Source organism: Azospirillum himalayense (assembly GCF_042657465.1).
In the GTDB taxonomy this organism is placed as follows: domain Bacteria; phylum Pseudomonadota; class Alphaproteobacteria; order Azospirillales; family Azospirillaceae; genus Azospirillum; species Azospirillum himalayense.
Map to the genome: position 1 here is coordinate 108,806 of NZ_JBHSLC010000042.1, position 25,873 is coordinate 134,678.

Annotated in this window: 22 protein-coding genes and 1 pseudogene; 12 read left to right on the forward strand and 11 right to left on the reverse strand. The window is 68.7% G+C overall.

Annotated elements, in window-relative coordinates:
- Positions 1-4 precede the first annotated feature (4 nt).
- The 6 genes from ACFPMG_RS20365 to ACFPMG_RS20390 form a co-directional block, all read right to left on the reverse strand.
- Positions 5-877 carry an IclR family transcriptional regulator gene (locus ACFPMG_RS20365; RefSeq protein ID WP_376996969.1) on the reverse strand — a complete coding sequence of 291 codons (873 nt, stop codon included), beginning with the start codon at positions 875-877 and terminating at the stop codon, positions 5-7.
- A gap of 85 nt (positions 878-962) precedes the next feature.
- Positions 963-1,883: a 4-hydroxy-tetrahydrodipicolinate synthase gene (gene dapA, locus ACFPMG_RS20370; RefSeq protein WP_376996971.1), complete on the reverse strand. Its 921-nt coding sequence runs from the start codon at positions 1,881-1,883 to the stop codon at positions 963-965.
- A 49-nt stretch (positions 1,884-1,932) separates the two neighbouring features.
- Positions 1,933-3,717, reverse strand: coding sequence for an ABC transporter permease subunit (locus ACFPMG_RS20375; protein WP_376996973.1), 1,785 nt, complete (start codon positions 3,715-3,717; stop codon positions 1,933-1,935).
- A 1-nt stretch (position 3,718) separates the two neighbouring features.
- Complete coding sequence (locus tag ACFPMG_RS20380; protein WP_376996975.1) at positions 3,719-4,849, reverse strand: ABC transporter ATP-binding protein; 1,131 nt, start codon at positions 4,847-4,849, stop codon at positions 3,719-3,721.
- Positions 4,850-4,982: 133 nt separating this feature from the next.
- Positions 4,983-6,065 carry an ABC transporter substrate-binding protein gene (locus ACFPMG_RS20385; RefSeq protein WP_376996976.1) on the reverse strand — a complete coding sequence of 361 codons (1,083 nt, stop codon included), beginning with the start codon at positions 6,063-6,065 and terminating at the stop codon, positions 4,983-4,985.
- A gap of 58 nt (positions 6,066-6,123) precedes the next feature.
- Positions 6,124-7,551 (reverse strand): FAD-binding oxidoreductase, encoded by a 1,428-nt coding sequence (locus tag ACFPMG_RS20390; protein WP_376996978.1) that lies wholly within the window; start codon positions 7,549-7,551, stop codon positions 6,124-6,126.
- Positions 7,552-7,821: 270 nt separating this feature from the next.
- On the opposite strand from ACFPMG_RS20390, the gene ACFPMG_RS20395 reads away from it, so the two are divergent.
- On the forward strand, positions 7,822-8,553 hold the full coding sequence (locus ACFPMG_RS20395) for an SDR family NAD(P)-dependent oxidoreductase (RefSeq protein ID WP_376996980.1): 732 nt from the start codon (positions 7,822-7,824) through the stop codon (positions 8,551-8,553).
- 34 nt (positions 8,554-8,587) lie between these two features.
- On the opposite strand, the gene gcvA is transcribed toward ACFPMG_RS20395, so the two are convergent.
- Positions 8,588-9,526: a transcriptional regulator GcvA gene (gcvA, locus tag ACFPMG_RS20400; protein WP_376996982.1), complete on the reverse strand. Its 939-nt coding sequence runs from the start codon at positions 9,524-9,526 to the stop codon at positions 8,588-8,590.
- Between the two features lie 226 nt (positions 9,527-9,752).
- Between gcvA and ACFPMG_RS20405 the strand changes: the two genes are divergently transcribed.
- The 6 genes and pseudogenes from ACFPMG_RS20405 to ACFPMG_RS20430 form a co-directional block, all read left to right on the forward strand.
- Entirely contained in the window at positions 9,753-10,502 is a 750-nt protein-coding gene (locus tag ACFPMG_RS20405) for an SDR family NAD(P)-dependent oxidoreductase (protein WP_376996983.1), read from the forward strand.
- Positions 10,503-10,527: 25 nt separating this feature from the next.
- Positions 10,528-11,373 carry a transketolase gene (locus ACFPMG_RS20410; protein ID WP_376996985.1) on the forward strand — a complete coding sequence of 282 codons (846 nt, stop codon included), beginning with the start codon at positions 10,528-10,530 and terminating at the stop codon, positions 11,371-11,373.
- The gene (locus tag ACFPMG_RS20415) at positions 11,370-12,389 is read left to right on the forward strand and encodes a transketolase family protein (protein ID WP_376996987.1); all 1,020 of its coding nucleotides are present in this window, start codon (positions 11,370-11,372) and stop codon (positions 12,387-12,389) included. The genes ACFPMG_RS20410 and ACFPMG_RS20415 overlap by 4 nt, the downstream gene beginning before the upstream one ends.
- Positions 12,390-12,509: 120 nt before the next feature.
- Complete coding sequence (locus tag ACFPMG_RS20420) at positions 12,510-13,565, forward strand: TRAP transporter substrate-binding protein (protein ID WP_376996989.1); 1,056 nt, start codon at positions 12,510-12,512, stop codon at positions 13,563-13,565.
- Between the two features lie 113 nt (positions 13,566-13,678).
- The gene (locus ACFPMG_RS20425; protein ID WP_376996990.1) at positions 13,679-15,568 is read left to right on the forward strand and encodes a TRAP transporter large permease; all 1,890 of its coding nucleotides are present in this window, start codon (positions 13,679-13,681) and stop codon (positions 15,566-15,568) included.
- A gap of 49 nt (positions 15,569-15,617) precedes the next feature.
- Positions 15,618-16,538, forward strand: a pseudogene (locus ACFPMG_RS20430) (NAD(P)-dependent oxidoreductase); the annotation flags it as partial.
- A gap of 30 nt (positions 16,539-16,568) precedes the next feature.
- Here the strand turns inward: ACFPMG_RS20430 and ACFPMG_RS20435 are convergent.
- A complete protein-coding gene (locus ACFPMG_RS20435; RefSeq protein WP_376996992.1) occupies positions 16,569-17,207 on the reverse strand; it encodes a DedA family protein in 639 nt (212 codons plus the stop codon).
- Positions 17,208-17,426: 219 nt separating this feature from the next.
- On the opposite strand from ACFPMG_RS20435, the gene ACFPMG_RS20440 reads away from it, so the two are divergent.
- Positions 17,427-18,251 carry an undecaprenyl-diphosphate phosphatase gene (locus ACFPMG_RS20440; protein ID WP_376997008.1) on the forward strand — a complete coding sequence of 275 codons (825 nt, stop codon included), beginning with the start codon at positions 17,427-17,429 and terminating at the stop codon, positions 18,249-18,251.
- On the opposite strand, the gene ACFPMG_RS20445 is transcribed toward ACFPMG_RS20440, so the two are convergent.
- The 3 genes from ACFPMG_RS20445 to ACFPMG_RS20455 form a co-directional block, all read right to left on the reverse strand.
- Entirely contained in the window at positions 18,241-19,560 is a 1,320-nt protein-coding gene (locus tag ACFPMG_RS20445) for a sensor histidine kinase (RefSeq protein ID WP_376996994.1), read from the reverse strand. The two genes, ACFPMG_RS20440 and ACFPMG_RS20445, sit on opposite strands and share 11 nt — an antisense overlap.
- Positions 19,547-20,242, reverse strand: a complete 696-nt coding sequence (locus ACFPMG_RS20450) for a response regulator transcription factor (protein ID WP_376996996.1) — start codon at positions 20,240-20,242, stop codon at positions 19,547-19,549. Before ACFPMG_RS20450 ends, ACFPMG_RS20445 begins: the two co-directional genes overlap by 14 nt.
- A gap of 96 nt (positions 20,243-20,338) precedes the next feature.
- Positions 20,339-21,187 carry an amidoligase family protein gene (locus tag ACFPMG_RS20455; protein WP_376996997.1) on the reverse strand — a complete coding sequence of 283 codons (849 nt, stop codon included), beginning with the start codon at positions 21,185-21,187 and terminating at the stop codon, positions 20,339-20,341.
- Positions 21,188-21,494: 307 nt separating this feature from the next.
- Here ACFPMG_RS20455 and ACFPMG_RS20460 point away from each other — a divergent pair, with 307 nt between their 5' ends.
- The 4 genes from ACFPMG_RS20460 to ACFPMG_RS20475 all read left to right on the forward strand — a co-directional run bounded on the left by ACFPMG_RS20460 (position 21,495) and on the right by ACFPMG_RS20475 (position 25,666).
- A complete protein-coding gene (locus ACFPMG_RS20460) occupies positions 21,495-21,989 on the forward strand; it encodes a hypothetical protein (RefSeq protein ID WP_376996999.1) in 495 nt (164 codons plus the stop codon).
- Positions 21,990-22,426: 437 nt separating this feature from the next.
- A complete protein-coding gene (locus tag ACFPMG_RS20465; protein ID WP_376997001.1) occupies positions 22,427-23,737 on the forward strand; it encodes a hemolysin family protein in 1,311 nt (436 codons plus the stop codon).
- Positions 23,738-24,370: 633 nt separating this feature from the next.
- On the forward strand, positions 24,371-24,868 hold the full coding sequence (locus tag ACFPMG_RS20470; RefSeq protein ID WP_376997003.1) for a sigma-70 family RNA polymerase sigma factor: 498 nt from the start codon (positions 24,371-24,373) through the stop codon (positions 24,866-24,868).
- A gap of 3 nt (positions 24,869-24,871) precedes the next feature.
- Positions 24,872-25,666: an anti-sigma factor family protein gene (locus tag ACFPMG_RS20475; protein WP_376997005.1), complete on the forward strand. Its 795-nt coding sequence runs from the start codon at positions 24,872-24,874 to the stop codon at positions 25,664-25,666.
- Positions 25,667-25,873 lie beyond the last annotated feature (207 nt).

A 25,873-nucleotide genomic window follows, 5' to 3' on the forward strand; every position in this document is an offset into this window, starting at 1 on the left:
GCCGTTACCGCGGGTAGCCGGCGAATTTGTTGACGGAGATCGAGGTTGCCGCCACCAGCACATGCCGGGCGAGTTCCTGCTCGGCCGTCTCCGGCGTCCAGCGGGTGGTGGGGACGGAGATGTTCAGGCCGGCGACCGCGTGCCCATGCTCGTCGGTGATGGCGGCGGCGACCGAGATGTCGCCCATCACCGTCTCGTTGGTCACCACGGCGTAGCCTTTTTCCGCCGCCTCCTGCACGCGGGCGCGCAGCCGGCCGGGGTCGTTCACGGTGAAGGGGGTGAGCGGGCGGAGGTCGGTGCGGGCCAGGATCTCCTCCCGCTCCTCCTCCGACAGGCGCGACAGGATGGCGGTGCCCGACGCGGTGAAGTAGGCGGGCAGCCGGCTGCCGACCATGATGTCGATGTTCACCAGATGCCGGCCGGGGAAGCGGGCGACGAAGACGATCTCGTGACCGTCCAGCTCCTGAAGGTTGGCGGTCTCGCCGACGCTCCGGCTGATCTCCAGCAGGTAGGGCGACGCCTTCTCGATCAGCTCGTTCGCCCGCAGGTAGTTGTAGGAGAACTGGAGCATCTTCGGGCTGAGCGCGTAGTTGCGCGTGCCGTGGACGCGCCGCAGATAGCCGAGCGTCTCCAGCGTGTAGACCAGCCGCTGGGCGGCGCTGCGGTCCAGCCCCGCCGCCTTGGCGATCTCGGACAGCGGCATCTGCCGGTGCGGGCCGTCGAAGGCGTGCAGGATCTGGAAGGTCTTCTCGGTCGAACCGACGAACAGCGAGGATTCGCGCGGGTCGGCCTTCGGCTTCACGGCCGGCGCGGTACCGGCCTGTTGGCCCTCCCCATCCGCCACGCCGCCCGTCCTGGTGGTCTTTCCGGCCTTCATCGGTGCTCGTCCTCGCGTCGTCGGCATGGTTCGCCTACGCATAGCATCCGGCGCGCCGGATGCCACGCGCAAGCGTTGCTACCGGTCAGGCCACCGCGGCCGCCGGCAGTCCTTCATAGGTGGTCAGAAGGCGCGACAGTTCGCTTTTCAGCGCGTCGCGCAGCTCCGGCCGCGGCTCGCGCAGCGGCGCCAGCATCGCCGGGGCGTTCACGCCGATCAGGTCCATCACCGACTTCATCGGGCCGGGGTTGGTCTCGGCGAAGGCGAGGTTCATCATCGGGATGAGGGTGCGATGGACCTCCAGCGCCTCGGAGGTCTTGCCGGACGAGGCGAGGTCGAAGACCAGGCGCCAGGCGCGCGGCAGGAGGTTGGCCGTGACCACGATGCCGCCCTTGGCCCCGGCGGCCACATGCAGCGGGAACAGCGTGTCCTCGCCGCTCAGCATGGCGAAGGACGGGTCCAGCCCGGCCATCGTGCGCAGGAAGTGGTACATGTCGGTGTTGCAGGCCTTCATGCCGACGATCCGCTCGTGGCGCGACAGCTCGTGCAGCACCTCCGGATCGACGGCGATGCGGGTGCGGTAGGGGATCTCGTAGATCAGGATCGGCACCGGCGACTCGTCGGCGTAGCGCAGGAAGTAGTCGCGGATGCCGGCCTGGGTCGGGTTGGTGTAGTAGGGCGTCAGGACCAGCAGGCCGTCCACGCCGGCCGCCGCGAAATCGCGGCCGGCGGCCAGGGCGTCGTGATAGCCGGTGTCGAGGACGCCGGCGATGACCGGCTTCCTGCCGGCCATCGCCTCGACCGTCAACGCGGCGAAGCGGTTGCGCTCGGCCCGCGCCAGCGCGCCGTACTCGCCGGTGCCGCCCAGCGGAACCACCCCGTCGATCCCCTGGCGGTTCAGCCAGGAGAACAGCGCCTTCGACGCCGCGACGTCGATGGTGCCGTCGGCGGTCACCGGCGTCGGGGTGGCGGGCAGAATGCCGCGGAGTTTGGTGGCGTCGAGCATGATGTATCCTTGGAAGTGCGAAGAGGTGGAGCGTCGGTTCCGGTGCGGATCAGGAGGCTAGGCTGCGTCGGCGCAGCCGGTCCGCGGCGTAGATCAGCACCGCGACGAAGACGAGAAGACCGGTCGACACCGCCGCGATGACGGGGGAGACCTGCAGCGTCACCTCGTCCCAGAACTGCTTGGGCAGGGTGGCGCTGAGACCGCCCGACGAGAACAGCGAGATGGTCAGCTCGTCGAAGGAGGTGGCGAAGGCGAACAGGAAGGACGACAGCATGCCGGCCCCCAGGATCGGGAAGGTGACGTGGCGCAGTGCGGCCAGCGGGCGGGCTCCCAGGCTCTGCGCCGCGAGGTCGAGCCGGGTGTCGTAGTTGCGCAGCACCGCCGTCATCGTCATCACCACATAGGGGACGGCGACGACCGTGTGGCCGATCACCAGACCCAGGATGGTGCCGACCAGCCCCATCTGGGCGAACAGGTAGAACATGCCGACGGCGATGATCATGCGCGGCACGATCACCGGCGACAGGATGAAGGCCAGCATCGCGCCCTTGCCCCGCATCCGGCTGCGCACCATCAGGAAGGCCGCCGGCACGCCGATCGCCATCGAGAGAAGGCCGGTGCCGAAGGCCACCACCAGCGAGCGGGTCAGCGCCTGCATCCACAGCGGCGATTGGAAGAGCTGTTCGTACCATTGCAGCGAGAAGCCGGTGGGCGGCCAGGCCAGACCGGCCTCGCCGAAGGACAGCGGGATCATCAGGAAGGCCGGCAGGCTGATCAGCACCAGCATCGTCCACACCAGCGTCCGCAGGCCGGCCGACGGCATCTCGCCGGTGCCGCGCGGGCGGCGGCGCGGGAACAGGCCGATCAAGGCATCGCTCGCGGCGCCCAGCAGCCCGAGCACCCGGCCGCCCAGCCGCCGCATGGCGGTGTCGCGGTTGTGCGCGGCCCCCGCGGTCTCGCCGGTCAGCGTCGCGAAGCCGAAGACGCGGTCGTAGAGCACGAAGACGGCCAGCACCACCGTCAGCAGCAGCACCGAGATGGCGCCCGCCAGGCCCCAGTTCAGCGTCTGCTGGATCTGGTCGATGATGAGCTGGGTGATCATCGTCTCGCGCCGCCCGCCGAGCAGGGCCGGCACGATGAAGAAGCCGATGGCCGTCACGAAGACCATGATCGCGGCGGCGGCGACGCCGGGCAGCGACAGCGGGAAATAGACGGTCCAGAAGGCGGTGCCGGGGCGCGCGCCGAGCGTGCTGGCGGCGCGGGGCAGGGTGCGGTCGATGTTCTCCATCACCGCCAGCATGGTCATCACCGCCAGCGGCAGCATGGCGTGGACCATGCCGACCAGCACCGAGCCGAAGCCGTAGAGCAGGTCGACCGGCCGGTCGATGATGCCGAGCGACATCAGCGTGCCGTTGATGACGCCGTTGCGGCCGAGGATGATGACCCAGGCGAAGGCGCGCACCAGGAAGCTGGTCCAGAAGGCCAGCAGCACCCAGAAGATCAGGCGGCTCTTCGCCGGTCCCTTGGTGACGGAGATCAGGTAGGCGATGGGGTAGGCCCCGGCCACCGCGACCAGCGTCGTCGCCAGCGAGATCTTCAGCGTGATCCACAGCACGGTGACGTAGAGGCTGGACGAGAAGAGCTGCTGGTAGGGCGCCAGCGTGAAGCCCTGGCCGTTGTAGACGCTGAGCGCCAGGAGCTGGCCGACCGGGAAGACCAGGAAGACGGTGAGGAGCAGGACGATGGGGGCGCCCATCAGCACCGGCTTGCGCCAGGCCGGTGGGGCGCCGCGCCGTGGGGCGGCGTGGGGCATGGTCATGATCTGGTCGCTCATGTCAGGCCGCCTTGGCCGTGGTTGCGGGCATGGCCGCCGGACCGCGGTCCGCGATCACCACGGCGTCGCGGCTGTCCCAGGACAGCGCCAGCACGTCGTCGATGCGGATCGCCTCGGCCTCGTTGCGGGTGGCGAAGGCGGCGACCAGCGGCGGCAGGGCGTCGTCGAGCGGCTGCATGTAGACCTTGGTCAGGCTGCCGGTGACCATCACGTCGGACACCCGGCCCATCACGGCCGGCTCATCCCCCGAGGGACGGGCGATGGTCAGGTTCTGCGGCCGCACCATCACCCGCACCGGGGAGCCCGGCGGCAGATCCTGGCCGTTGACCAGCGCGCGGCCCGGGATGCCGGTGCTCCCCAGCCGGATTTCCGCCTCGTCGCCCAGCCGCGGCCCCAGCGAGGCCGGCAGCAGGTTGGATTCGCCGAGGAAGTCGGCGACGAACAGGGTGCGCGGGCGGAAATAGAGGTCGGCCGGCGTGCCCAGCTGCTCGATGCGGCCGGAATTCATCAGGCAGATGCGATCGGACATCGTCATCGCCTCTTCCTGGTCGTGGGTGACGTAGACCACCGTCGTTCCCAGCTCGCGGTGCAGATGCTTGATCTCGAGCTGCATGTGCTCGCGCAGCTTCTTGTCGAGGGCGCCCAGCGGCTCGTCCATCAGGATGATCGACGGCTTGTAGACCATGCAGCGGGCCAGGGCGACGCGCTGCTGCTGGCCGCCCGACAGCTCGCGCGGGTAGCGCCCGGCGATGTGCGGCAGGTGGACCATCTCCAGCGCCTCGCGCGCCCGCTTCTTCGCCTCGGCCTCCGGGATCTTCCGCATCTTCAGGGGGAAGGCGATGTTCTCGGCGATCGTCATGTGCGGGAACAGGGCGTAGTTCTGGAACACCACGCCGATGTCGCGCTCGTAGGGCGGGGCGTAGGTCACGTCCTGCGCGCCGATGCGCACGATTCCTTCATCGGGCGGAACCAGCCCGGCGAGCAGACTGAGCAGCGTCGTCTTGCCCGAGCCCGACGGGCCGAGCAGGGTCAGGAATTCACCGTCGGCGACCACGAGATCCGTGGGGGCGAGCGCCACGAAATCGCCGTAGCGCTTGGCGAGGCCCTGGACGGTTAGGCTGGACGACGACATGGCAGGTCTCCTCGCGTCGAAAGGGGAGTGGGGAAAAATGCGGGAGCCCCGCGACCGGCACCGCCATGCAGGCAGAGGGGGCCGGTCGCGGGTCTTCAGGGACGGGTCTTTAAGGACGTGGCGTCGCGGCGCCTCAGCTCAGCAGCCAAGCGTTGTAGCGCTCGAGCGCCTTCTGCTGGTTGTCCAGCCAGAACTGCGCGTTGATCTTGACGCCCTTCTCGATGTTCGCCGGGAAGGTCGGGCAGTTGGGGGCGATCGCCGGATCGATGTGCTTGAAGGCGTCGGGCATGGTGACGCCGGCCGGGAAGTACTTCACCAGCTCCGCCTGCCGCTTCGGGTCGCAGGTGAACTTGATGAACTGGCGGCAGGCGTCGGCGTTCGGGGTGCCGGCCAGGATGGCCCAGTTGTCGAGGCCCCAGATGTTCTGGTCCCAGACGATGCCGACCGGAGCGCCGGCGGCGATCGCCGCCTGCGGGCGCGACACCCAGGTCGGGACGAGATCGACCTCGCCGGAGATCAGCATCTGCTCGACCTGCGCGCCGCTGGTCCAGAAGATCGGGATGTCCTTCTTGATGCGATCCAGCGCCTTGAAGGCGCGGTCGAAGTCGCAGGGATAGACCTCGCCGGTGGGCACGCCGTCGGCCATCAGCGCCTGCTCGATGGTGTCGAAGGGATGCTTGCGCAGGGCGCGGCGGCCGGCGACTCCGGCGACGTCGTAGAAGTCCTTCCAGGAGGCCGGCGCCTTGCGGCCCTTGAAGGCGTCGGTGCGGTAGGCCAGCACGGTGGTGTAGACGTTGGTGCCGACGCCGTATTCCGACATGTACTGTTTGGGAATGGCGGCGACCGCCGGATCGTTCTCCAGCCCGTGCTTCTCCAGCATCGGCTTGTCGCCGGCGGTCAGCATGAGGATTGCCGGCTCGCTGATCTTGGCCATGTCCCAGGTGTAGGACTTGGCTTCAACCATCGAGCGGATCTGCGCCGTCGGCTCGGCGTTGGCCTGGACGCCGACGACCTCGATGCCGGTGGCCGCGGTGAAGGGCTTGTAGAAGACCTCGCCATAGGCCTTGGTGTAGATGCCGCCGTCGTCGCGCACGACGATGCGCTTGTTCTGCGCGCGGGCCGGGCTCCAGATCGCCGGCATGGCGAGCGCCGCGGTGCCGGCGGCGCCGGCTTTCAGCAGGGTGCGGCGGGACCAGCCGGATTGACGTGTGCTCATGTCGGAACTCCTCGAGGATGGGCCGGGACGGCGGAAAGGGGGCGCGGAAAGGCGGTGGTCAGCCGGGCGGCAGGAGCCGTCCGGGATTGAAGAGGTTCTGCGGGTCGAGCGCCCGCTTGACGGCGCGCATTAGCGTCAGCTCCGCCGACGGCTTGTAGCGGGCCATCTCGGCGAGCTGGACGCGGCCGACCCCGTGTTCGGCGCTGAAGGTGCCCTTCAGCCGGGCGGCCTCGTCGTTGACGGTGTGGCGCAGCGCGGCGGCGAGCGCGTCGCGGTCTCCCGTTCCGGCGGCCTCCCAGGCGTCGAAGCTGAAGAAGGGGATGAAGTGGACGTTGCCGTCGCCGAGATGGGCGACCACGATCACCGGCAGGTCGGGCACCAGCGCGCGCACCGCCGCGGTGGCCGCCGCGATGAAGGCGGGCACCGCCGACAGCGGCACCGCGCAGTCGGTGGTCAGGCCGACGCCGGCCTTCTTGTTGGCCTCCGACACGCTGTGGCGGATCTCCCACATGGCGTGGCGCTGCGCCTCGCTGGACGCCAGCGCGGCGTCGCTCAGCAGGCCGTCGGCGAAGGCCTCCTCCAGGATCGCCTGAAGCTCGGCGTCGAGCGCCTCGCCGGAGCCGTTGTCCGACAGCTCGATCAGGACATGCCAGTCGGCCTCGCTCTCGATCGGGCTGCGGCGGCCGGGGACATGGCCGACCACCAGATCGAGCTGCAGGCGGTTGATCATCTCGAAGGCGGACAGCCGGGCCGCGCTGCGTTCCTGCACACGGGTCAGCAGGGTCAGCGCGTCCTCCGGCGAGGCCATCCCGACCCAGGCCACCGCGTGGCGCGTCGGCAGCGGGTGCAGCTTCAGCGTCGCCGCCGTGATGATGCCGAGCGTGCCCTCCGAGCCGATGAACAGATGCTTCAGGTCGTAGCCGGTGTTGTTCTTGCGCAGGCCGTACAGGCCCGACCAGATGGTGCCGTCGGCCAGCACGACCTCCAGCCCCAGCACGTTCTCGCGCGTGTTGCCGTAGCGCAGGACCGACGTGCCGCCGGCGTTGGTGGCGATCGTGCCGCCGATCTGGCAGGAGCCCTCGGCGCCCAGGCTGACCGGGTAGAGTCGCCCGGCCGCCGCCGCGGCCTCCTGCACGGTGGCGAGGACGCAGCCGGCCTCGACCTCCATGGTGTTGTTCACCGGGTCGATGGCGCGGACCGCGCGCATGCGGGTCAGGCTGAGGATGACCGGGGCGGGTCCCGTTTCCGACGGAACGGCGCCGCCGCACAGGCTGGTGTTCCCGCCCTGCGGCAGGACCGGCACGCCGTGGCGGGCGCAGCAGCGCACCACCTCGGCCACCTGTCCGGCGTTGGCGGGACGCGCGAGGCAGAGCGCCGGGCCGCGGTAACGCCCTCGCCAGTCCTCGGTCACGGCATCCAGATCGGCGGGGTCGGTCAGGACGGCGTCGGCGCCGATCATGCTCGTCAGTTCAGCGATCACGTCCACCCGCGATCTCCTTGATCCAGTCAGTTAACAATCGTTATGCAATTACATCAACCGGAATATGATAGCTTGATATATGTACTCCAACAAACCTCTTTTTGCAGAGAGGACGAATTTTCGGTGCGTGGAAGGGTCGGTGTAGGCGTTGTCCGATCCTGTCGGCGGGGGCGGACGCAAGATGTGAAACACCTTGCGGTCCGCGACGCAGGCGCCCGACGCCGTTGAACCATCGGCGGAGGGCCGTGTTGTCACTCTCCGCGGGAGGGACGGTTCATGAGCGGCATCGCAGGTTTCAGCACGTCGATCCGGGCGGTTGTGATCGGGGCGAGCGGCGGCATCGGCGGTGCCGTGACGCGCCGATTGCTGGCCGATCCGGGAGTGATGGAGGTCGTGGCCCTGTCGCGCCGTCCCATCGCGCCGGCGGACAAGCTGCGCACCGGAGTCCTCGACCTCGCCGACGAGCCATCCATCGCCGAGGCGGCGGCGATGGCGGGGACGGTCGATCTCGTCGTCGTCGCCAGCGGCCTGCTGCACCAGGACGCGGTGCAACCGGAGAAGAGCTGGCGCAGCCTGGACCCGACCGCCATGGCGCGCCTGTTCCAGGTCAACGCCACCGGCCCGGCGCTGGTCGCCAAGCATTTCCTGTCGCGGATGCCGCGGCGCGGGCGGGCGGTCTTCGCGGCTCTCTCCGCCAAGGTCGGCAGCATCGCCGACAACCGGCTCGGCGGCTGGTACGGCTACCGCGCGTCCAATGCGGCGCTCAACCAGATCGTCCGGACCATGGCCATCGAACTGGCGCGCTCACGGCCGGAGGCCGTTTGCGTCGCGCTGCATCCGGGCACCGTCGACACCCCCCTGTCGCATCCGTTCCAGGCCGCGGTGGCTCCGGACCGGCTGTTCAGCGCCGACCTCGCCGCCGCGCATCTGCTCCGCGTCCTCGGTGACGTGACGCCGGCGGACAGCGGTGGGTTGTTCGCATGGGACGGCCGGCGGCTGCCCTATTGAACCGCCCTTCGATGCTGCCCGCGCGCCGCACGCCCTACGCGCTTTTGTTCAGTGACGACAGAAACTCGTCCTCCCACTGCCGTCCCGCCTCCAGCTCGCTGAACAGCCACTCGCGGAACAGCCGGATCTTCGGAAGGTTGGCGGTCGATTTCAGAGTCACGAAGCCATGCCCCTGCGCCCGCAGCCCGCGGGTCGGGAAGGGGATGATGAGCCGCCCCGACAGCAGTTCCTGCCGGGCCAGCAGCAGGCTGTCCAGGCACACGCCCATGCCGTTCGCCGCGGCGTTGATCGCCATGAAGGAGCGGTCGAAGCGCAGGCCGCGCTCCATGTCCAGCTCGACGCCGCGGTGCCGGTTCGCCCAGTCGCGCCAGCCGACGATGTTGATTTCCGAATGGATCAGGATGTGGCGGCTGATGTCCGACGGCTTGCGGATCGGGTTCAGTCCGTTCGCCAGCGCCGGGGAGCACATCGGCACGATGACGTCGTCCGGAAACAGCTCCAGCACGCAGCCGGCCGGCGGCGGGCCGGGGTTGTAGCGGATGTCCACATCGACCGCCCCCGTCGTCAGGTCGATGGGCGAGACCGACGCGCGCAGGCGGATGTCGATGGCGGGATGGATCTCCTTCACCCGCCCCAGCCGCGGCATCAGCCACTGCGCGGCGAAGCTGGGCATCGAGCGCACGGTCAGGATCGTCGTGCCGCTGCCCGTCGTCGTGACGTTGCGGGTCGCCGTATCGATGCGGGCGAAGGCGGCGATGATCTCCGCGGCGTAGGCCTGCCCGTCGTCGGTCAGGGCGACCGACCGGTGCACGCGGTGGAACAGCCGCAGGCCGAGCTGTTCCTCGAGAATCTTCACCTGATGGCTGATCGCCGAGGGCGTCAGGCCGAGATCCTCCGCCGCCGTTGCGAAGGAACCGAGCCGGGCCGCCGCCTCAAAGGCTTGCAAAGCCTTGATGGAAATCCGTTTCCGCATCGCACCATATTCATGAATTCATTTCAGCATTCGGCAATCTTATTCGTTTGTCGAATTCATCTCAAGACCATAGGATTGCTTCAACGATCGGAGGCGCGAACCATCCGCCCTCCCTACCGAAAAATCATCAAAACCGAGCGAAAACGACGCTCCGCCGCGGCATCCCCAAGGGCCGCCACGCCCACGGCCGCCATGGCGGAGCCAGTTTCGAACAAAGGGAGCGAGCATGTTGCTGTCCAACAAGGTGTGCGTGATCACCGGAGCGGCGTCGCGCCGCGGCATCGGCCTGGCCACGGCGCGGCTGTTCGCGCTGCATGGGGGACGGGCGATCATCCTGGACCTCGACGGCGGTCAGGCCGCCGAAGCCGCCGCCGAACTGGGCGAGGCGCACCGCGGCATCGCTTGCGACGTGACCGACAAGACCGCCTGCGTCAACGCCGCCGCCCGCGTGGTCGAGGAGTTCGGCCGCATCGACGTGCTGGTCAACAACGCCGGCATCACCCAGCCGCTGAAGTTCATGGACATCGAGCCGAAAAACTACGAGGCGGTGACCGACGTCAGCCTGCGCGGCACGCTCTACATGAGCCAGGCGGTTGTCCCGCACATGCGCGCCCAGAAGTCCGGCTCCATCGTCTGCATCTCCTCGGTGTCGGCGCAGCGCGGCGGCGGCATCTTCGGCGGTCCGCACTACAGCGCCGCGAAGGCCGGCGTGCTCGGCCTCGCCAAGGCGATGGCGCGGGAGCTGGGTCCGGACAACGTCCGCGTCAACTCCGTCACCCCCGGCCTGATCCAGACCGACATCACCGGCGGCAAGCTGACGCCCGAACTGCGGGCGGAGATCCTCAAGGGCATCCCGCTGAACCGCCTGGGCGACGCCGAGGACGTGGCGCGTTCCTGCCTCTTCCTGGCGTCGGAACTGTCGTCCTACGTCACGGGCGCCACGCTCGACGTCAACGGCGGCATGCTCATCCACTGATCCCGAAACGCTGGAGACGACTCCCGTGGACACCACCCAACTGGGCCACAACGTTCCCCTGACCGAACGCGCCTACCGCATCCGCCGCAACGCCGTGCTGATGGGCGAGGTGCAGGGCCAGGGCTACATCGGGCAGGCCCTCGACATCGCCGACGTGCTGGCCGTGTCCTACTTCCACGCCCTGCGCTACCGGCCGGAGGACCCGCACTGGGAAGGCCGCGACCGCTTCCTGCTGTCCAACGGCCATTACGCCATCGCGCTCTACGCCGCCCTGATCGAGGCCGGCATCGTCCCGGCCGACGAGTTGGAGACCTACGGCAGCGACGACAGCCGCCTGCCCATGTCGGGCATGGCTGCCTACACGCCGGGCATGGAGATGTCGGGCGGCTCGCTCGGCCTCGGCCTCAGCATCGCGGTCGGCATCGCTCTCGGCCTGAAGCGCAAGGCGTCGGACAACCGCGTCTACACGCTCTTCTCCGACGGCGAACTGGACGAGGGCTCGGTCTGGGAGGCCATCATGTCGGCGGCCCATTACAAGCTCGACAACCTGATCGGCATCGTCGACGTCAACAACCAGCAGGCCGACGGCCCCTCCACCCAGGTGATGGCCTTCGAGCCGCTGGTCGACAAGCTGGAAGCCTTCGGCTGGTTCGTCCAGCGGGTGGACGGCAACGACATGGACGCCGTGGTCGCCGCCTTCGACGCCGCCCGCGACCATCCGGAGCCCAAGCCCCGCATGATCGTCTGCGACACCAAGATGGGCAAGGGCGTGCCCTTCCTCGAAGCCCGCGAAAAGAATCACTTCATCCGCGTGGACGCGCACGAGTGGAAGCTCGCCCTCGACGCGCTGGACGCCGGGAGGACCGCATGAGCACCGCCGCCACCACCACCGCCCCGGCCGCCGCCAAGCCGCGCCTGAAGACCTCCGCCATGATCGCCTCGATCGCGGGCGAAGGGCAGCGCACCAAGCCCGCCCCCTTCGGCCACGCGCTGGTCGAGCTGGCGAAGGCCCGTCCGGAGATCGTCGGCCTTACCGCCGATCTGGCGAAATACACCGACCTGCACATCTTCGCCCAGGCCAATCCGGACAGCTTCTATCAGATGGGCATGGCCGAGCAGCTGCTGATGGGCGCCGCGTCCGGTCTGGCGCACGAGGGCTTCATGCCCTTCGTCACCACCTACGCGGTCTTCGCCTCGCGCCGGGCCTACGACTTCGTGCACCAGACGATCGCGGAGGAGAACCGCAACGTCAAGATCGCCTGCGCCCTGCCGGGCCTGACCTCGGGCTACGGCCCCAGCCATCAGGCGGCGGAGGATCTGGCCCTGATGCGCGCCATGCCGAACATGGTGGTGATCGACCCCTGCGACGCCCTTGAGATCGAGCAGGCGGTGCCCGCCATGGCCGCCCACCAGGGGCCGGTCTACATGCGCCTGCTGCGCGGCAACGTCCCGCTGGTGCTCGACGAGTACGACTATACGTTTGAACTCGGCAAGGCGAAGCGGCTGCGCGACGGCGCCGACGTGCTGGTCATCTCCTCCGGCATCATGACGATGCGGGCGCTGGAGGTGGCGAAGGCCCTGGAGGCCGACAAGGTCGGCGTCGCCGTGCTGCACGTCCCGACCATCAAGCCGCTCGACACCGAGACCATCCTGGCCGAGGCCGGGCGCAGCGGGCGCATGGTCGTCGTCGCCGAGAACCACACCGTCATCGGCGGTCTGGGCGAGGCGGTGGCCGGCACGCTGCTGCGCGCCGGGGTCGTTCCCAGCGCCTTCCGCCAGATCGGCCTGCCCGACGCGTTCCTGAAGGCCGGCGCCCTGCCGACGCTGCACGACCTCTACGGCATTTCCACCGACGCCATGGTAACCAGCATCAAGGGGTGGCTGTAAGCCGCCCCCAACCCCCGTCGCTCACCCCACCCCGGCTGTCGCAGAAGCGAGGACACCGAAGAACCGCGCCGCGCCCGTTCCCGATACGCTGAACGACAAAAGACCACAGGAGAGGAAACAATGGACAAGAAGCCGCCCCAAACCCCCGCTCACTCGACCCTGGGCCTTCTTCGCCCGAGCCGCCGCGCCGTTCTGGCCGCCGCCGCCGCCGTGCCGCTGGTGACCATCCTGAAGCGCCCGGCCAACGCCGCCGAGTTCCAGTTCAAATACGCCACCGGCCAGGACCCGACCCACCCGGTCAACATCCGCGCGCAGGAGGCCATCGACCGCATCCGTGAGGCGACCTCCGGCCGGCTCGACATCAAGCTGTTCCCCGCCAACCAACTCGGCAGCGACACCGACCTGCTGGGGCAGGTGCGCAACGGCGGCGTGGAGATCTTCAACCTCTCCTCGCTGATCCTCGCCACCTTCGTCCCGCTGTCCGGCATCACCAGCATGGGCTTCGCCTTCAAGGACTACGACGCGGTCTGGCAGGCGATGGACGGCGAGCTGGGCAAGCATGTCCGGGCGGAGATCGCCAAGACCCCGATCATGACGCTGAGCAAGATCTGGGACAACGGCTTCCGCCATGTCACCTCCTCCACCCGCGTCATCAAGACGCCGGAGGACATCAAGGGCTTCAAGATGCGGGTGCCGCCGGCGCCGGCCCTGACCTCGCTGTTCAAGGCGATCGACGCCGCCCCGGCGCCGATCAACTTCAACGAGCTCTACTCCGCCCTGCAGACCACCGTGGTGGAGGGGCAGGAGAACCCGCTGGCGATCATCGCCACCGCCCGCCTGTACGAGGTGCAGAAGTCCTGCAGCCTGACCGGCCATGTCTGGGACGGCTACTGGGTGCTCGGCAACAAGCGCGCCTTCGCCCGCCTGCCCGCCGACATCCAGGCCATCGTCACCCGCGAACTGGACCGTTCGGCGGACGACCAGCGGGCCGACATCGCCGCACTCACCGAATCGCTGCAGAAGGACCTGTCCGCCAAGGGGCTGACTTTCCACACCATCGATCGCGAGCCGTTCCGCAAGGTTCTCGCCGGAACGAACTTCTACGCGGAGTGGAAGACGAAGTACGGGGCCACCGCCTGGGACCTGCTTGAGAAGGTAACCGGCAAGCTGGGCTGACGCGGTCCGCCGACGCGGCCGGCCCTCCGGTTCCCGAAGGAGCTGCAGGGCCGGCCGCCTCCCCACAACCGATCGTCCCCACCACCGATCGTTCATGCGAAGGGCTGGTTACCATGAACACTCCCGTCAACACGGCGGACGCCGCCGTTCACGGCGCCGGGCGGCCATCGGGCGCCGGCACCGGCTGGCTCGACCGGCTGGACCGCGGCATCGGGCTGCTGGTCGAGACGCCGGCGGCGCTGCTGGTGCTCGCCGAGGTCGGCGTCCTGCTGGTCGGCGTCATCTGGCGCTACCTCCTGCACAGCCCGATCATCTGGTCGGACGAGCTGGCCTCCATCCTGTTCCTCTGGCTCGCCATGTTCGGCTCCGTCGTGGCGCTGCGCCGGGGCGAGCACATGCGGATGACCGCGATCGTCGGCATGCTCCAGCCCCGCACCCAGGCGTTCCTCGACGTGGTGGCGATCACCGCGGCGCTGGCCTTCCTTCTGCTGATGGCCGAGCCGGCCTATGAATTCGCGGTGGAGGAGGTGTGGGTCACCACCCCGGCGCTGGACATTCCCAACTCCTGGCGGGCGAGCGCGCTGCCGGTGGGCTTCATCCTGATGATCGCGGTGGCGCTGCTCCGGCTGGCGCGGCTGGGCCGCCCGTCCGACGTGCTGCGGGCGGTGGTGGCGGTCACGGCGGTGGGCGGCGTCATGGCGCTGGCGGCGCCGCTGTTCGCCGGGCTCGGCAACTACAACCTGCTGCTCTTCTTCGTGGTGGGCGTCGGCGCGATGGTGTTCCTCGGCCTGCCCATCGCCTTCGCCTTCGGTCTGGCGACCTTCGGTTATCTGGCGCTCGCCACCTCGACCCCGGCCATCGTCATGGTGGGCCGCATGGACGAGGGGATGAGCCACCTGATCCTGCTGTCGGTGCCGCTGTTCGTCTTCCTCGGCCAGCTGATCGAGATGACCGGCATGGCCCGCGCCATGGTCGGCTTCCTGGCCAGCCTGCTCGGCCATGTCCGCGGCGGCCTGTCCTATGTGCTGATCGGCGCCATGTACCTCGTCTCGGGCATTTCCGGATCGAAGGCGGCGGACATGGCGGCGGTCGCCCCGGTGCTGTTCCCCGAGATGAAGGCGCGGGGCGCCAAGCCCGGCGACCTCGTGGCGCTTCTGTCGGCCACTGGTGCCCAGACCGAGACCATCCCGCCGTCGCTGGTCCTCATCACCATCGGATCGGTTACCGGCGTGTCCATCGCCGCCCTGTTCACCGGCGGCCTGCTGCCGGGCATCGTGCTGGGCGCCGCTCTGGCGGCGCTGGTCTGGTGGCGCTACCGCCACGAGGATCTGTCCCACGTCCGCCGCGCCAGCAAGGCGGAGGTCGGCAAGGCCTTCCTGATCGCGCTGCCGGCCATCGCACTGCCCTTCATCATCCGCGCCGCGGTGATCGAGGGCGTCGCGACCGCGACCGAGGTCTCGACCATCGGCATCGTCTACGCGGTGGTCGCCGGCCTGCTGATCTACCGCCAGTTCGACTGGCGCCGCATCTACCCGATGCTGGTCGAGACGGCATCGCTGTCCGGAGCGATCCTGCTGATCATCGGCGCCGCCACCGGCATGGCCTGGGCGCTGACCCAGTCCGGCTTCTCCAGCTCCCTGGCCGAGGCGATGCGGGCCATGCCGGGCGGCGTGCCGGTCTTCATCCTGGTGTCGATCATCGCCTTCATCATCCTGGGCAGCGTGCTGGAGGGCATCCCCGCCATCGTGCTGTTCGGACCGCTGCTGTTCCCCATCGCCCGCCAGTTGGGGGTGCATGAGGTGCACTATGCGATGATCGTGATCCTGGCCATGGGCATCGGCCTGTTCGCTCCGCCCTTCGGCGTCGGTTACTACGCGGCCTGCGCCATCAGCCGGATCAACCCCGACGAAGGCATGAAGCCCATCATCGGTTATCTGGTGGCGCTGACCATCGGCCTGATCGTCGTCGCGGCGGTGCCCTGGATCTCCATCGGGTTCCTGTGATCCGTCTTCCGGCCCGGTCCCCCGATTTTCCGATGGGTGGACCGGGCCTTCCTCTCCTTCTTCCGTTCAGGAAAGTGATACGGCCATGATGACGGTGGGCTTTATCGGCCTCGGTTCCATGGGCATGCCGATGGCGTGCAACCTGCTGGCCCGCGGTTTCGAGGTGCGCGGCTTCGATGTGCGGCGCGAGAGCGTCGCCGCCCTGGAAGCCCGCGGCGGGCGGGGGGCGGACAGCGTCGCCGCCGCCGCCGAAGGGGCCGACGCCCTGGTCCTGATGGTGGTCAACGCCGCCCAGGCCGAGTCCGTCCTGTTCGCCCAGGGCGCGCTGGACCGCCTGCCGGACGGCGCCGCGGTGATCCTGATGGCGACCTGTCCGCCGGACGCCGTCGCCGCTCTGGCCGCGCGGGTCGAGGCGGCGGGGCGGCGCTTCGTGGACGCCCCGGTGTCGGGCGGGACGGTCGGGGCGGAGGCCGGAACGCTCTCCATCATGGCGGCGGCCCCGGCGGCGACGCTGGAGCGGGTGCGCCCGGTCCTGGCGGCGATGGGCGACAAGGTCTTCCACGTCGGCGGGGCGCCGGGGCAGGGAGCCACGGTGAAGACCGTCAACCAGCTTCTGTGCGGCGTCCACATCGCCGTGGTGGCGGAAGCCTTCTCGCTGGCCGCCAAGGCCGGCGTCGATCTGGCGGTCCTGCTGGAGATCATGAGCGGCTCCGCCGCGTCGAGCTGGATGCTGAAGGACCGCGGCCCGCGCATGCTGGAGGCCGAGCCGGGCATCACCAGCGCGGTGGACATCTTCGTCAAGGACCTCGGCATCGTCCTGGAGGCCGGGCGCGGCGCCAAGGCCGCCCTGCCGCTGGCCGCCGTCGCCCACCAGATGTTCCTCTCGGCCTCCGGGCGCGGCGAGGGCGCGATGGACGACAGCCAGGTGATCCGCAGCTATCACCTGCTCAACGGCGTCACGCCGGGGTGAGACGGCTCCGCCGATCCAGGGTCGCGCGGCTTACCGATAGCGGCGGCTCGGTCGCCGCCGCGGCCCCAGGAACCAGGCGATCAGGGCCGTCAGTGCGATGCTGCCGGCGAGGGCGGCCATCATGAGCCCGCCGAAGCCGTCCGTGTCGGAGGCGATGCTGCCGACGCCGGCCGACGCCAGCCATCCCGGCGCGAGCATGGCGGGCGCCCAGACGGCGGCGGACGCGACATTGGCGAACTGGAACCGGCGACCGTTCATTTTCATCATCCCCGCAACGAGCGGGACGATCGAGCGCAGGGGACCGAGAAACCGCCCGATGAACACCGCGGCGAAGCCGTAGCGGCGGAAGAACAGGCGCGATTTCGCCACCTCCGCGCGGTATCGGGACAGGGGCCGCCGGTACACCACCGTCGGCCCCAGCCAGCGTCCCAGGCTGTAGGACACGGCGTCGCCCGCGATGGCTCCCAGGACCGCTCCGGCAACCACCGGGACCGGGTCGATGATGCCCAGCCCCAGAAGCGTGCCGAACATGATCATGAGGGCCGTCGCCGGCACGGCGAGGCCGACCAGGACCACCGATTCGCAGAACGCCAGGACCGCCACGATCGGGCCGGCCCAGTCATGATGGCGTTCCAGGAAATGCATGACCATCTCGACGGCTGCATCCATGATGTGATCCACCTTCGGCCGTTTCAGGGAAGCGGGGAGACGGCACCGCCGTCGCGGACCTCTTCCAACCGTCCCAACCAGTCCTAGCCGCGACGGCTGACACGATCCTGACGGCTTCCCCCTTGCGCCGCGGAATCGTCGGTCCGCATCAGGTGCGTGTCAGCTCACGACGGCAGGCTGCCGCCCGACACGACGCCAAGAAGAAACGGAGACGGGACGATGCAGATATGGGAAGCGGCTGTTCTTGGGCTCTTGCAGGGCCTGACCGAGTTCCTGCCGATCTCGTCGAGCGCGCATCTCAGGATCGCGGGGGAGTTCCTGCCGTCCGGCGCCGATCCCGGCGCGGCCTTCACCGCCATCACGCAGATCGGTACGGAACTGGCCGTTCTCATCTATTTCCGGGAGGACCTGATGAGGATCGCGACGGCGATGATCCGCCAGACATCGGGAATCGGCGGCCACGTCCCGGAGGACGCGCGCCTCGGATGGCTCATCGTGCTCGGCAGCGTGCCCATCGTCGTCCTCGGCCTGCTGTTCAGCGGAGCCATCGAAACGAGCCTGCGAAGCCTCTACATCGTCGCCACCACGCTCATCGTGTTCGGCATCATCCTGGGTCTCGCGGATCGGTACGGACGCAGACGCATGCCGCTCGCCGAGCTTTCGTGGCGCGACGGCCTTCTGCTCGGCTTCGCCCAGGCGATGGCCCTCATTCCCGGGGTGTCCCGGTCGGGAGGCACCATCACGGCGGCCTTGATGCTGGGCTTCACGCGGGAGGCGGCGGCGCGCTATTCCTTCCTCCTCGCCGTTCCGGCGGTGTTCGGATCGGGTTTCTATCAGCTTGCCAAATCCTGGGGGGAGCCGCAGCACGTCGCCCTTGCCCCCACGATCGTGGCGACCGCCGTCGCCTTCCTCGTCGGCTACATCGTGATCGTCGCGTTCCTGAAAATCGTGTCGCGGGCGTCCTTCATGCCGTTCGTGATCTACAGAACGGCGTTGGGGATCGTGCTGCTGGCGCTGTTGCAGTTCGGCGCGATCACGCCCTGACGGTGTCGGGTTGGGCGAGCGGCACGATCAGCTCGATGGCGAAGGTGGGGCCGGTCCCGATGCGGGCGTCCCCACCCAAGTTGCGCAGGATGCGACGGACGATGGCCAAGCCGAGCCCGGACCCCGGTGAGTTCTGCACACCCTTGTGGAAGCGCTCGAACAGCACGTCGCCGTCGCCCCGGCGGACCGCCGGCCCTTCGTCGGACACGCGCAGGACCGCCGTGCGTTCATCCCAACTCGCGAGGCATACCGAGACCTGCCCCTGCCCGTGGCGGAAGGCGTTGTCGAGAAGGTTCCTCAGGGCTTGGCGAAGCTGCCGGTTGGCGTCCGCGACGACCAGCCCCTCGGCGATGTCGAGGTCGATCGTGCGTGAGGTTGCCTCGTAGGCCGGGAGCATGTCGGCAACCGCCTCCCGGACGATCCTGGCGAGCCCGACGCAGGCTTCCGGCTCGTGGGGGGGCCGGTCGCCGCCCTGGTCGGCGCGGGCCAGGGCCAGGAGCTGGTCGATCAGGTGGCGCATCTGCTCCATGTCCCGCGCAATGGCGTTCCAGTCGGGGCTTTGCTCCGTACGCGCCTTTTGCAGCCGCAGATCGAGCACCGCGAGCGGCGTTCTCAGCTCATGGGCCGCATCGGCGGTGAAACGCCGCTCGATTTCATACGCCGACGACAGCCGGTCCAGCGCCTGGTTGGCGGAGACCGCCAGCGGAACGATCTCTTCCGGCAACTCGCGGAGCGGAATGCGACGGTCGGGATGCGCGACGCCGATGGTCGACGCGAGTTCGGCCGCGCGGCGGACCGAGCCCAGCATCCAGCGCGCCAGGAAGATGATCGACACCAGAGAGATGGCGGCGAGGATCGCGATGACGACGGACGACCCCGCCATGCGTTCGCGGAAAAGCTGGCACAGCTCCTCGCAGTCCTCCCAATCGTTGCGGCTCGCGACGAGAACGCGGTCGCCGCCGATCAGGCGCGCCGTGATGGCGGCGCGCGCGGTTTCCGGAAGCGCCTCCGGATTCCGGAACGGCAGCGGTGCGGTGCCCGCGGGCGCGCTCGCGACGAGTTCGCCAGAGCGCGTGTAGAGCGCGTAGCGCCAGTCCGAGGCGGAGAACTGCACGGGAAGCGCGCCGAGGTTCGAACCGTCCGGGGCGGGTGTCACCGTGGCGAGAATGGTGTCGACCTGCTCCTTCAGGACATGCGCGCGGATGTCCTCGTCCAGGTCGAGGAGGTAGATCACGACGTTGCCCGCCCCAAGCGCGAAGACGAGCGCCATGACCAGGAGCAGCCGGGACCGCAGGCTATTCGTCCGCAAGCGCCTGCGCCTCCACCGTCATCTTGTAGCCGACGCCGCGGACCGTCGCGATCTGGACCCGGGCGCCCGCCGCCTGAAGCTTCTTGCGAAGGCGGGAGACGATCGCTTCGATCGCGTTCGGCGTGACGGCCTCATGGATGGCGTACAGCCTGTCCTCGAGCTGGTCCTTGATGACGATGCGCGGCGCCGACCGCATCAATTCCTCAAGCAGAGCGAACTCCTTGCGTCCGAGTTCGAGGGACCGCGCATCCACCCGCGCGTCCCAGGACGAGACGTCGAAGGTGAGGTTGCCGAGTTCGAAGGACTCCGTCCGGCGTGGCCCCGGTCGGCGGAGGACGGCCCGCAGCCGCGCCTCAAGCTCCCTCAGGTCGAACGGCTTGACCAGATAATCGTCGGCCCCGGCGTTCAGCCCCGCGAGACGGCTTTCCAGAGCGTCACGGGCCGTGAGGATCAGCACCGGCACCCCATGCGATGCCCTCTGCCGGACATGCTCCAGGACGGCCATGCCGCTCGCCCCGGGCAGGCCGAGGTCGAGCACGATGCCGTCGTATCGCATGATCCCGAGCGCCGTGATCGCATCCTCGGCCGAACCGACGGAATCCACCACGAAGCCGACCCTTTCCAGATGATCGGCGACCATTTCCGACAGGGCCTGATGATCCTCCACCAGCAGAAGCCTCACATCGTCCTCGCTGACATCACGCCCAGGCCGCACAGCCGGCGTCTCCGCCATGATCGGCGCCAGCCCCGGCCGGCTCGCCGGGAGGTTCCTCCGGCATCAGGCCGCCCGTTCATGCAGGGATCGCCAATGCCGCAGGAGTTCGTCGCGGTCGCCGGCCAGCGCTTCCACGCCGGCCCAGCCGTTCCAGGCGCCCGCGAGGCTCCATGCCGGATCGCTGACATGGGCCTGCGGCAGGCGGTAATGGAAGACGGCCCGGCTTCCGATCTTCTCATGGGGAAGCGCCGCCCTCACCCGGGCCGGGAAGAGGTGCAGGAACAAGGGCAGCAGATCGAGGTCACGGTTCCGCGTCGGGTTGGCGGCAAGATAGTCCTCGGCCAGGGTCGGCAGGTCCGGCCAGTAGTCCGGGGCGACGACGCGGCGGACATAATCGTCCGGGTAGGACGCGGGAAGAAAAGCCGGGGTCAGGCCTGGACCGGTCGTCTCGCGGCGCAGCTGGGCGTTTTGCAAGAGAAACGCCTTCAGCACCGCGGTGATCGTGTCGGCGTCGAGGCTGGGCGGATCGATGTTGAAATGCAGCCCCAGCGACCCGAGCCATGTCGTCCCGGCGCCTCGGGCGCCCGCGTCACGCAGCGCACGCACGGCGTCGTCCACGCGGTGCAACTCGTCGAACGGGAGCGGCGCGGTGATCAGTTCACGCGGCACGACGCCACCCAAAGCCATGCCGAGCCAGGCGGCCACCGCCGGGTTCAGGCGAAAGCGCAGGCCCGCCTCCCGCTGCGGGTGGGCATGGCGCGCGTCGAGTTCGACGCTCAGGCGCCCGATCGCGGTGTCCGGAACATGGAAGGCGTGCGGGTCCTCCTCGACGCAGGTTCCGCCGAACGCGCGCGCCAGCGCCTGGGCGGCGGTCCGGGCGCTGATGCCCAGAAACTCGACTTCCACCCCCACGCGCCGGATCGCTCCTCGGGCGTTTCGCGTCGTTGGGGGGCGCTGGAAACGGAGAGCGGATCGGAGAACGGTCGTGCGACGTTCGGGCAGGGAAACGGCCGGCGGCGGGGGATCGTGATTGCGCATGCCCCGCATGTGGCCCCGCGCTTCCGGTTTCCAAGATGGCCTGCTGCAACGCACAAAATTCCCGTCCCATGCTCCGGTCGCCTCCAGAGGTCTGGCGTCACCGCAAGGCGCACAAAACCTGACTGGACGCGCGATGGTCGTGCCCCCAAATAGGCGGACGCCACTTGGGACATCTGAATCCATGCCGATCACCGCGCGCTCCGCCGCCTTCGTCATCGCTGTCGGCCTGTTCGTCGCCACTCCCGCCGCGGCGGCCGACCAGGCGGCTGATCCGGCGCCCGGAACCGGGCCGCTGTGCTCGCCGACGGTCTCCGCCGCCCTGACCAGTTGGGACATGGGGTTGCAGGCCGCCGGCAAGTTCGGCGACCGTGCCGTCGCCCTGGCCAAGGAGAAGGGACGGGACTACATCCTGCCGCTGCTCGGCATCGATCCGACGGTTTCGCAGCCCGGCACCGATGACGGAACCGGCGCCATCGGCCGCTTGCTCGAATCCAGCCGGCAGGATCCGCAGCAACGTCTGGATTTGTGCATGGCGATCACCGGGGCGGTCGAATCGGCGAAAGGGTCGACGGCGGCCGGCCTGGAGGCGCTGAAGCGGGCTTTGGACGGCTTCGCCCAGCCGGCACCGGCGGAAAAGCCGGCGGAAAAGCCAGTGGAGGGACAGATCCGGATCTGACGGTTTCCGCACGCGGAACGGAGCAGGCGCCTCCCGGTCCTTCACGGTTGCCACCAACGGTTTCGGGCGACCACCCCGACTTCACGGTTGCGCGAAGGCGTGCCGAAACCACATGATCGCGGCAGGTGCAACAAAGACGGAGCGCCCCCGGTGACCGGCCGGGGACACCATGAACGTTTCAAGCGGCCCTTGTAGGCCGCAGGGTACCCGGCCCGACCGGATGTCCTGCGGCGTTCCCCCGCAGCCCGATTCGGGCGATTCCCAAGACGCAGACCCGTGGCCGGACAGGCCCTGGCAGCCAAGCCGGGCGTCGAGCCGGTGCTGGAACCAGGCCAGGGTGCCCCTCGCCCCGCCCGGCTCACGCCCGTGGTCAGCCGCCCAACCGCTCCTGAGCCGTTGGAGCCCGCCGTCTCTCCTCACGCCTGGAATCGTCCGTCATGCTGTCTTTTGAAATCGCCATCATCGTCGCGCTGACCCTGTTGAACGGCGTCTTCGCCATGTCCGAACTGGCCGTCGTGTCGTCGCGGAAGGCCCGGCTGCAGAGCATGGCCGATCAGGGCAACGGCGGCGCCCGGATGGCGCTGCGGCTGATCGATGACCCGAGCCGCTTCCTCAGCACGGTGCAGATCGGCATCACGCTGGTCGGCGTCGTCGCCGGCGCCTATGGCGGCGCGACACTGGGCGACCGGCTCGGCCAATGGCTCGACAGTTTTCCCGCCCTGGCCGGACGGGGCGAACTCCTCGGCGTCGGCGGCGTGCTGGTCGTCATCACCTATCTGTCGATCGTCCTGGGCGAGCTGATTCCCAAGCGGATCGCGCTGAAGAGCCCGGAACGGGTGGCCTCGCTCATCGCCCCGCCGATGCGCCTGCTGTCGCGCGTCGCCGCTCCCTTCGTCTGGCTGCTCGGGGCGTCGACCGACCTGCTGCTGCGCCTGCTCGGCCTGCAGGGGGCGCGGGAAGAGTCGGTCACCGAGGAGGAGGTCCGTTCGATGATCTCCGAAGGCACGCAGGCCGGCGTGTTCGCTCCGGCCGAAAAGGAGATGATCGACGGCGTGTTGCGGCTGGCCGATCGGACGGTGCGCACCATCATGATCCCGCGCCCCGACGTCGCATGGCTCGATCTGGGCAAGACGCAGGCCGAACAGCTGGCGGCGATCCGCGCCGGGGGGCATTCCCGCTACCCGGTATGCCGCGGTGAACTCGACGAGCTGGTCGGTGTCATCCACACCCGCGATCTGGTCGACGCCCTCGTCGAGGGGCGGCCGTTCGACCTGGAGACCCAGGCTGCCCGGCCCCTGGTCGTGCATGACGGCACACCGATCCTGAAGCTGCTGGAGCTGATGAAAACCTCCGGCCACCATCTGGCGGTGGTCGTCGACGAGTATGGCAGCATCGAGGGCATCGTCACCCTGACCGACATTCTGGAAACCATTGCCGGCGATCTTCCGGAAGCCGGCGAGGCCATGGAAACCGCGGCGGTGCGTCGGGAGGACGGGTCCTGGCTGGTGGAGGGCTGGATGCCGGTGGACGAGTTCGAGGACACCGTCGGGCTGCGCGGGGTGCGCGGCACCGGCGACTTCCACACGGTTGCCGGTCTGGTGCTCCATCACCTGGGCCACGTTCCGGTGGCCGGCGAAGCGTTCGAATGGAACGGCGTCCGGGTGGAGGTCGTGGACATGGACGGCCGCCGGATCGACAAGGTGCTGGTCGTTCCCCGGCTCGATCCTTCCGCCATGACCGATGAATAACCGGGGCCTCGGTCCGAACTCCGCGTAGCCCGTCACCCTTGGTGCAAGGTCGGATGCCGGAAACCGCAAGGGCGCACCGTGCGGCGGTTTCCGGCGATCCCGATGCCGGCCATGCCGTGGCGGCAAACGGGCGCCCGGCCACGCTGGGTGGGAGGCGCCCGTTCCGTCGCTGTTACTGCGTCGACTGGGTTTGTCCCGGCGTGGTGGACGGTTGCGCCGCGGGAGGAGACGACTGGCTTCCGCTGTTCTGTTCCCCACAGGCCGCCAAACCAAGGGCGAACAGGCCGGCGATCAGGATGCGCTTGGCACAAGTCATGGCATTCACCTCAATAATTACCTTTGAGACGCCGAGCTCTCATACAACGAGAGCGGCGTCAGCGCGGGCATATGGCTGCGGCCCGGCGAATCGCCAATGATTTTATTGGCACCTGTTGTTGAAAATCAGAAAATTACTACAGAAGTATCGATATTTTTCTTTGAAAAATCCAGCATACTCCTGGCTCAGTCTTTTTATTCCGGCGACCTACCAAATTTTTTCACATCGCACCGACCGGCAAAAAATATTCCGGGCCGGCGGGATGAAAGGCCGGGGGGTGTTGGTATGCAGCGGTCGAAACTGACCTGTTGGGGAGCATGGACATCTCTCGCCACCTCGGGGTGCTGCGTCGTTACGCGCTGGTGTTGACGCGCAATTCCGAGCGCGCCGAAGATCTGGTGCAGGAGGCGGCCCTGCGTGCGTTGGAAGGTGCGCACACCTGGCAGGACGGCAATGACCTGCGGAAATGGTTGCTGGCCATTGTGCACAACACCCATGCCTCCCGCTGCCGCCGCAAGCACACGGAAAGCGCCGCCGAGGCGACCATTGCGGCCCAGACCGTCCGGGCGCAGGCGCCCAACCAGACCGATCGGGTGTCCCTCGGCGAGACGGTGGCGGCGCTGATGACGCTCCCCGAGGAGCAGCGTGAGGTGCTGATGCTCGTCGCGGTCGAAGGGATGAGCTACCGGAGTGCCGCCGAGTGCCTCGGCATTCCGCTGGGCACGCTGATGTCCCGGCTCAGCCGCGGGCGCGCGGCGTTGCGTGCGGCGGCCGACCAGGACGCGCCCGCTCCACATTTGCGACTGGTAAGGTGATCCATGGCGACGCCCGTGACCGAAGACGACCTGCTTGCCTTCGTGGACGATGAGCTTCCTCCCGAGCGGCGCATCGAGGTTGAGGCCTATCTTCAGGGGAATCCAGCTCTGGCAAGCCGCGTCATGCAGGATCTCCGGCAACGCGACAAGCTCCGCCTCTACCTCATGACCGAGCCGGACAGCGGTGCCGCGCCGGAAGCGGCGGCGACCGCGCCCCTCAACACGGAATGTCCGCCCATCCTCCGCCGCCCGGCCGTCCGCCGGTTCCTGAAGCTCCGCAGAGCCGCGGCGGCGCTCATCCTGATCGGTGTCGGCTGGACGGCCCATACCCTGGTTGATCCGGTTGCCGCGGCGCATCCCATTCCGGTGTTCGCCGACGAAGCGGTCGAGGCCCACCGCGCGGCGATGGACACCGGCCCATCCTTCAACGGGCTGGCTCCGGAGGAGGCACCCCGCCTCGCCCAGGTCGTCTCGCGCCAAGTCGTCTCGCGTTTGGTCGGCGCGCAGTTGCCCCTGCCGAGCTTTCCGGGCGAGCTGATGCCCTTGGCGTCGCGCATCGTCCCCTGGGATGAAGGCAGCGCGGTGCAGGTCGTCTACATGACGCACGATTTCGAGCGGGTGACGCTCTTCGCCGCCGAGGGCAAGGAATTCGCCGTCACCGCGCCGACGGTGGCCGAGGTCCAGGGCCTGTCGGTCGTCTACTGGCAGCAGGGGACCCATGTGTACGCGCTGTGCGCGAGCATCCCGGGCGACCAGCTGCTCGACTTGGCGAACACCACGCAGACGTCCTGGTTCTGAAGACGCCACGTCATCCACGACAGAAAGAGGCGCGCATGTTCGATCAATATCCCAACCACCCCTCCAACCAGAGTCGTTGGGGCGCCGGCGCCGCGGGCGTGGACCGTGCGGCGTTCGACGAGGGCCTGCGCAAGCACATGCTGCGGGTCTACAACTTCATGATGCTCGGCCTTGGCGTGACGGGGCTTGTGGCGCTGTTCGTGGCGA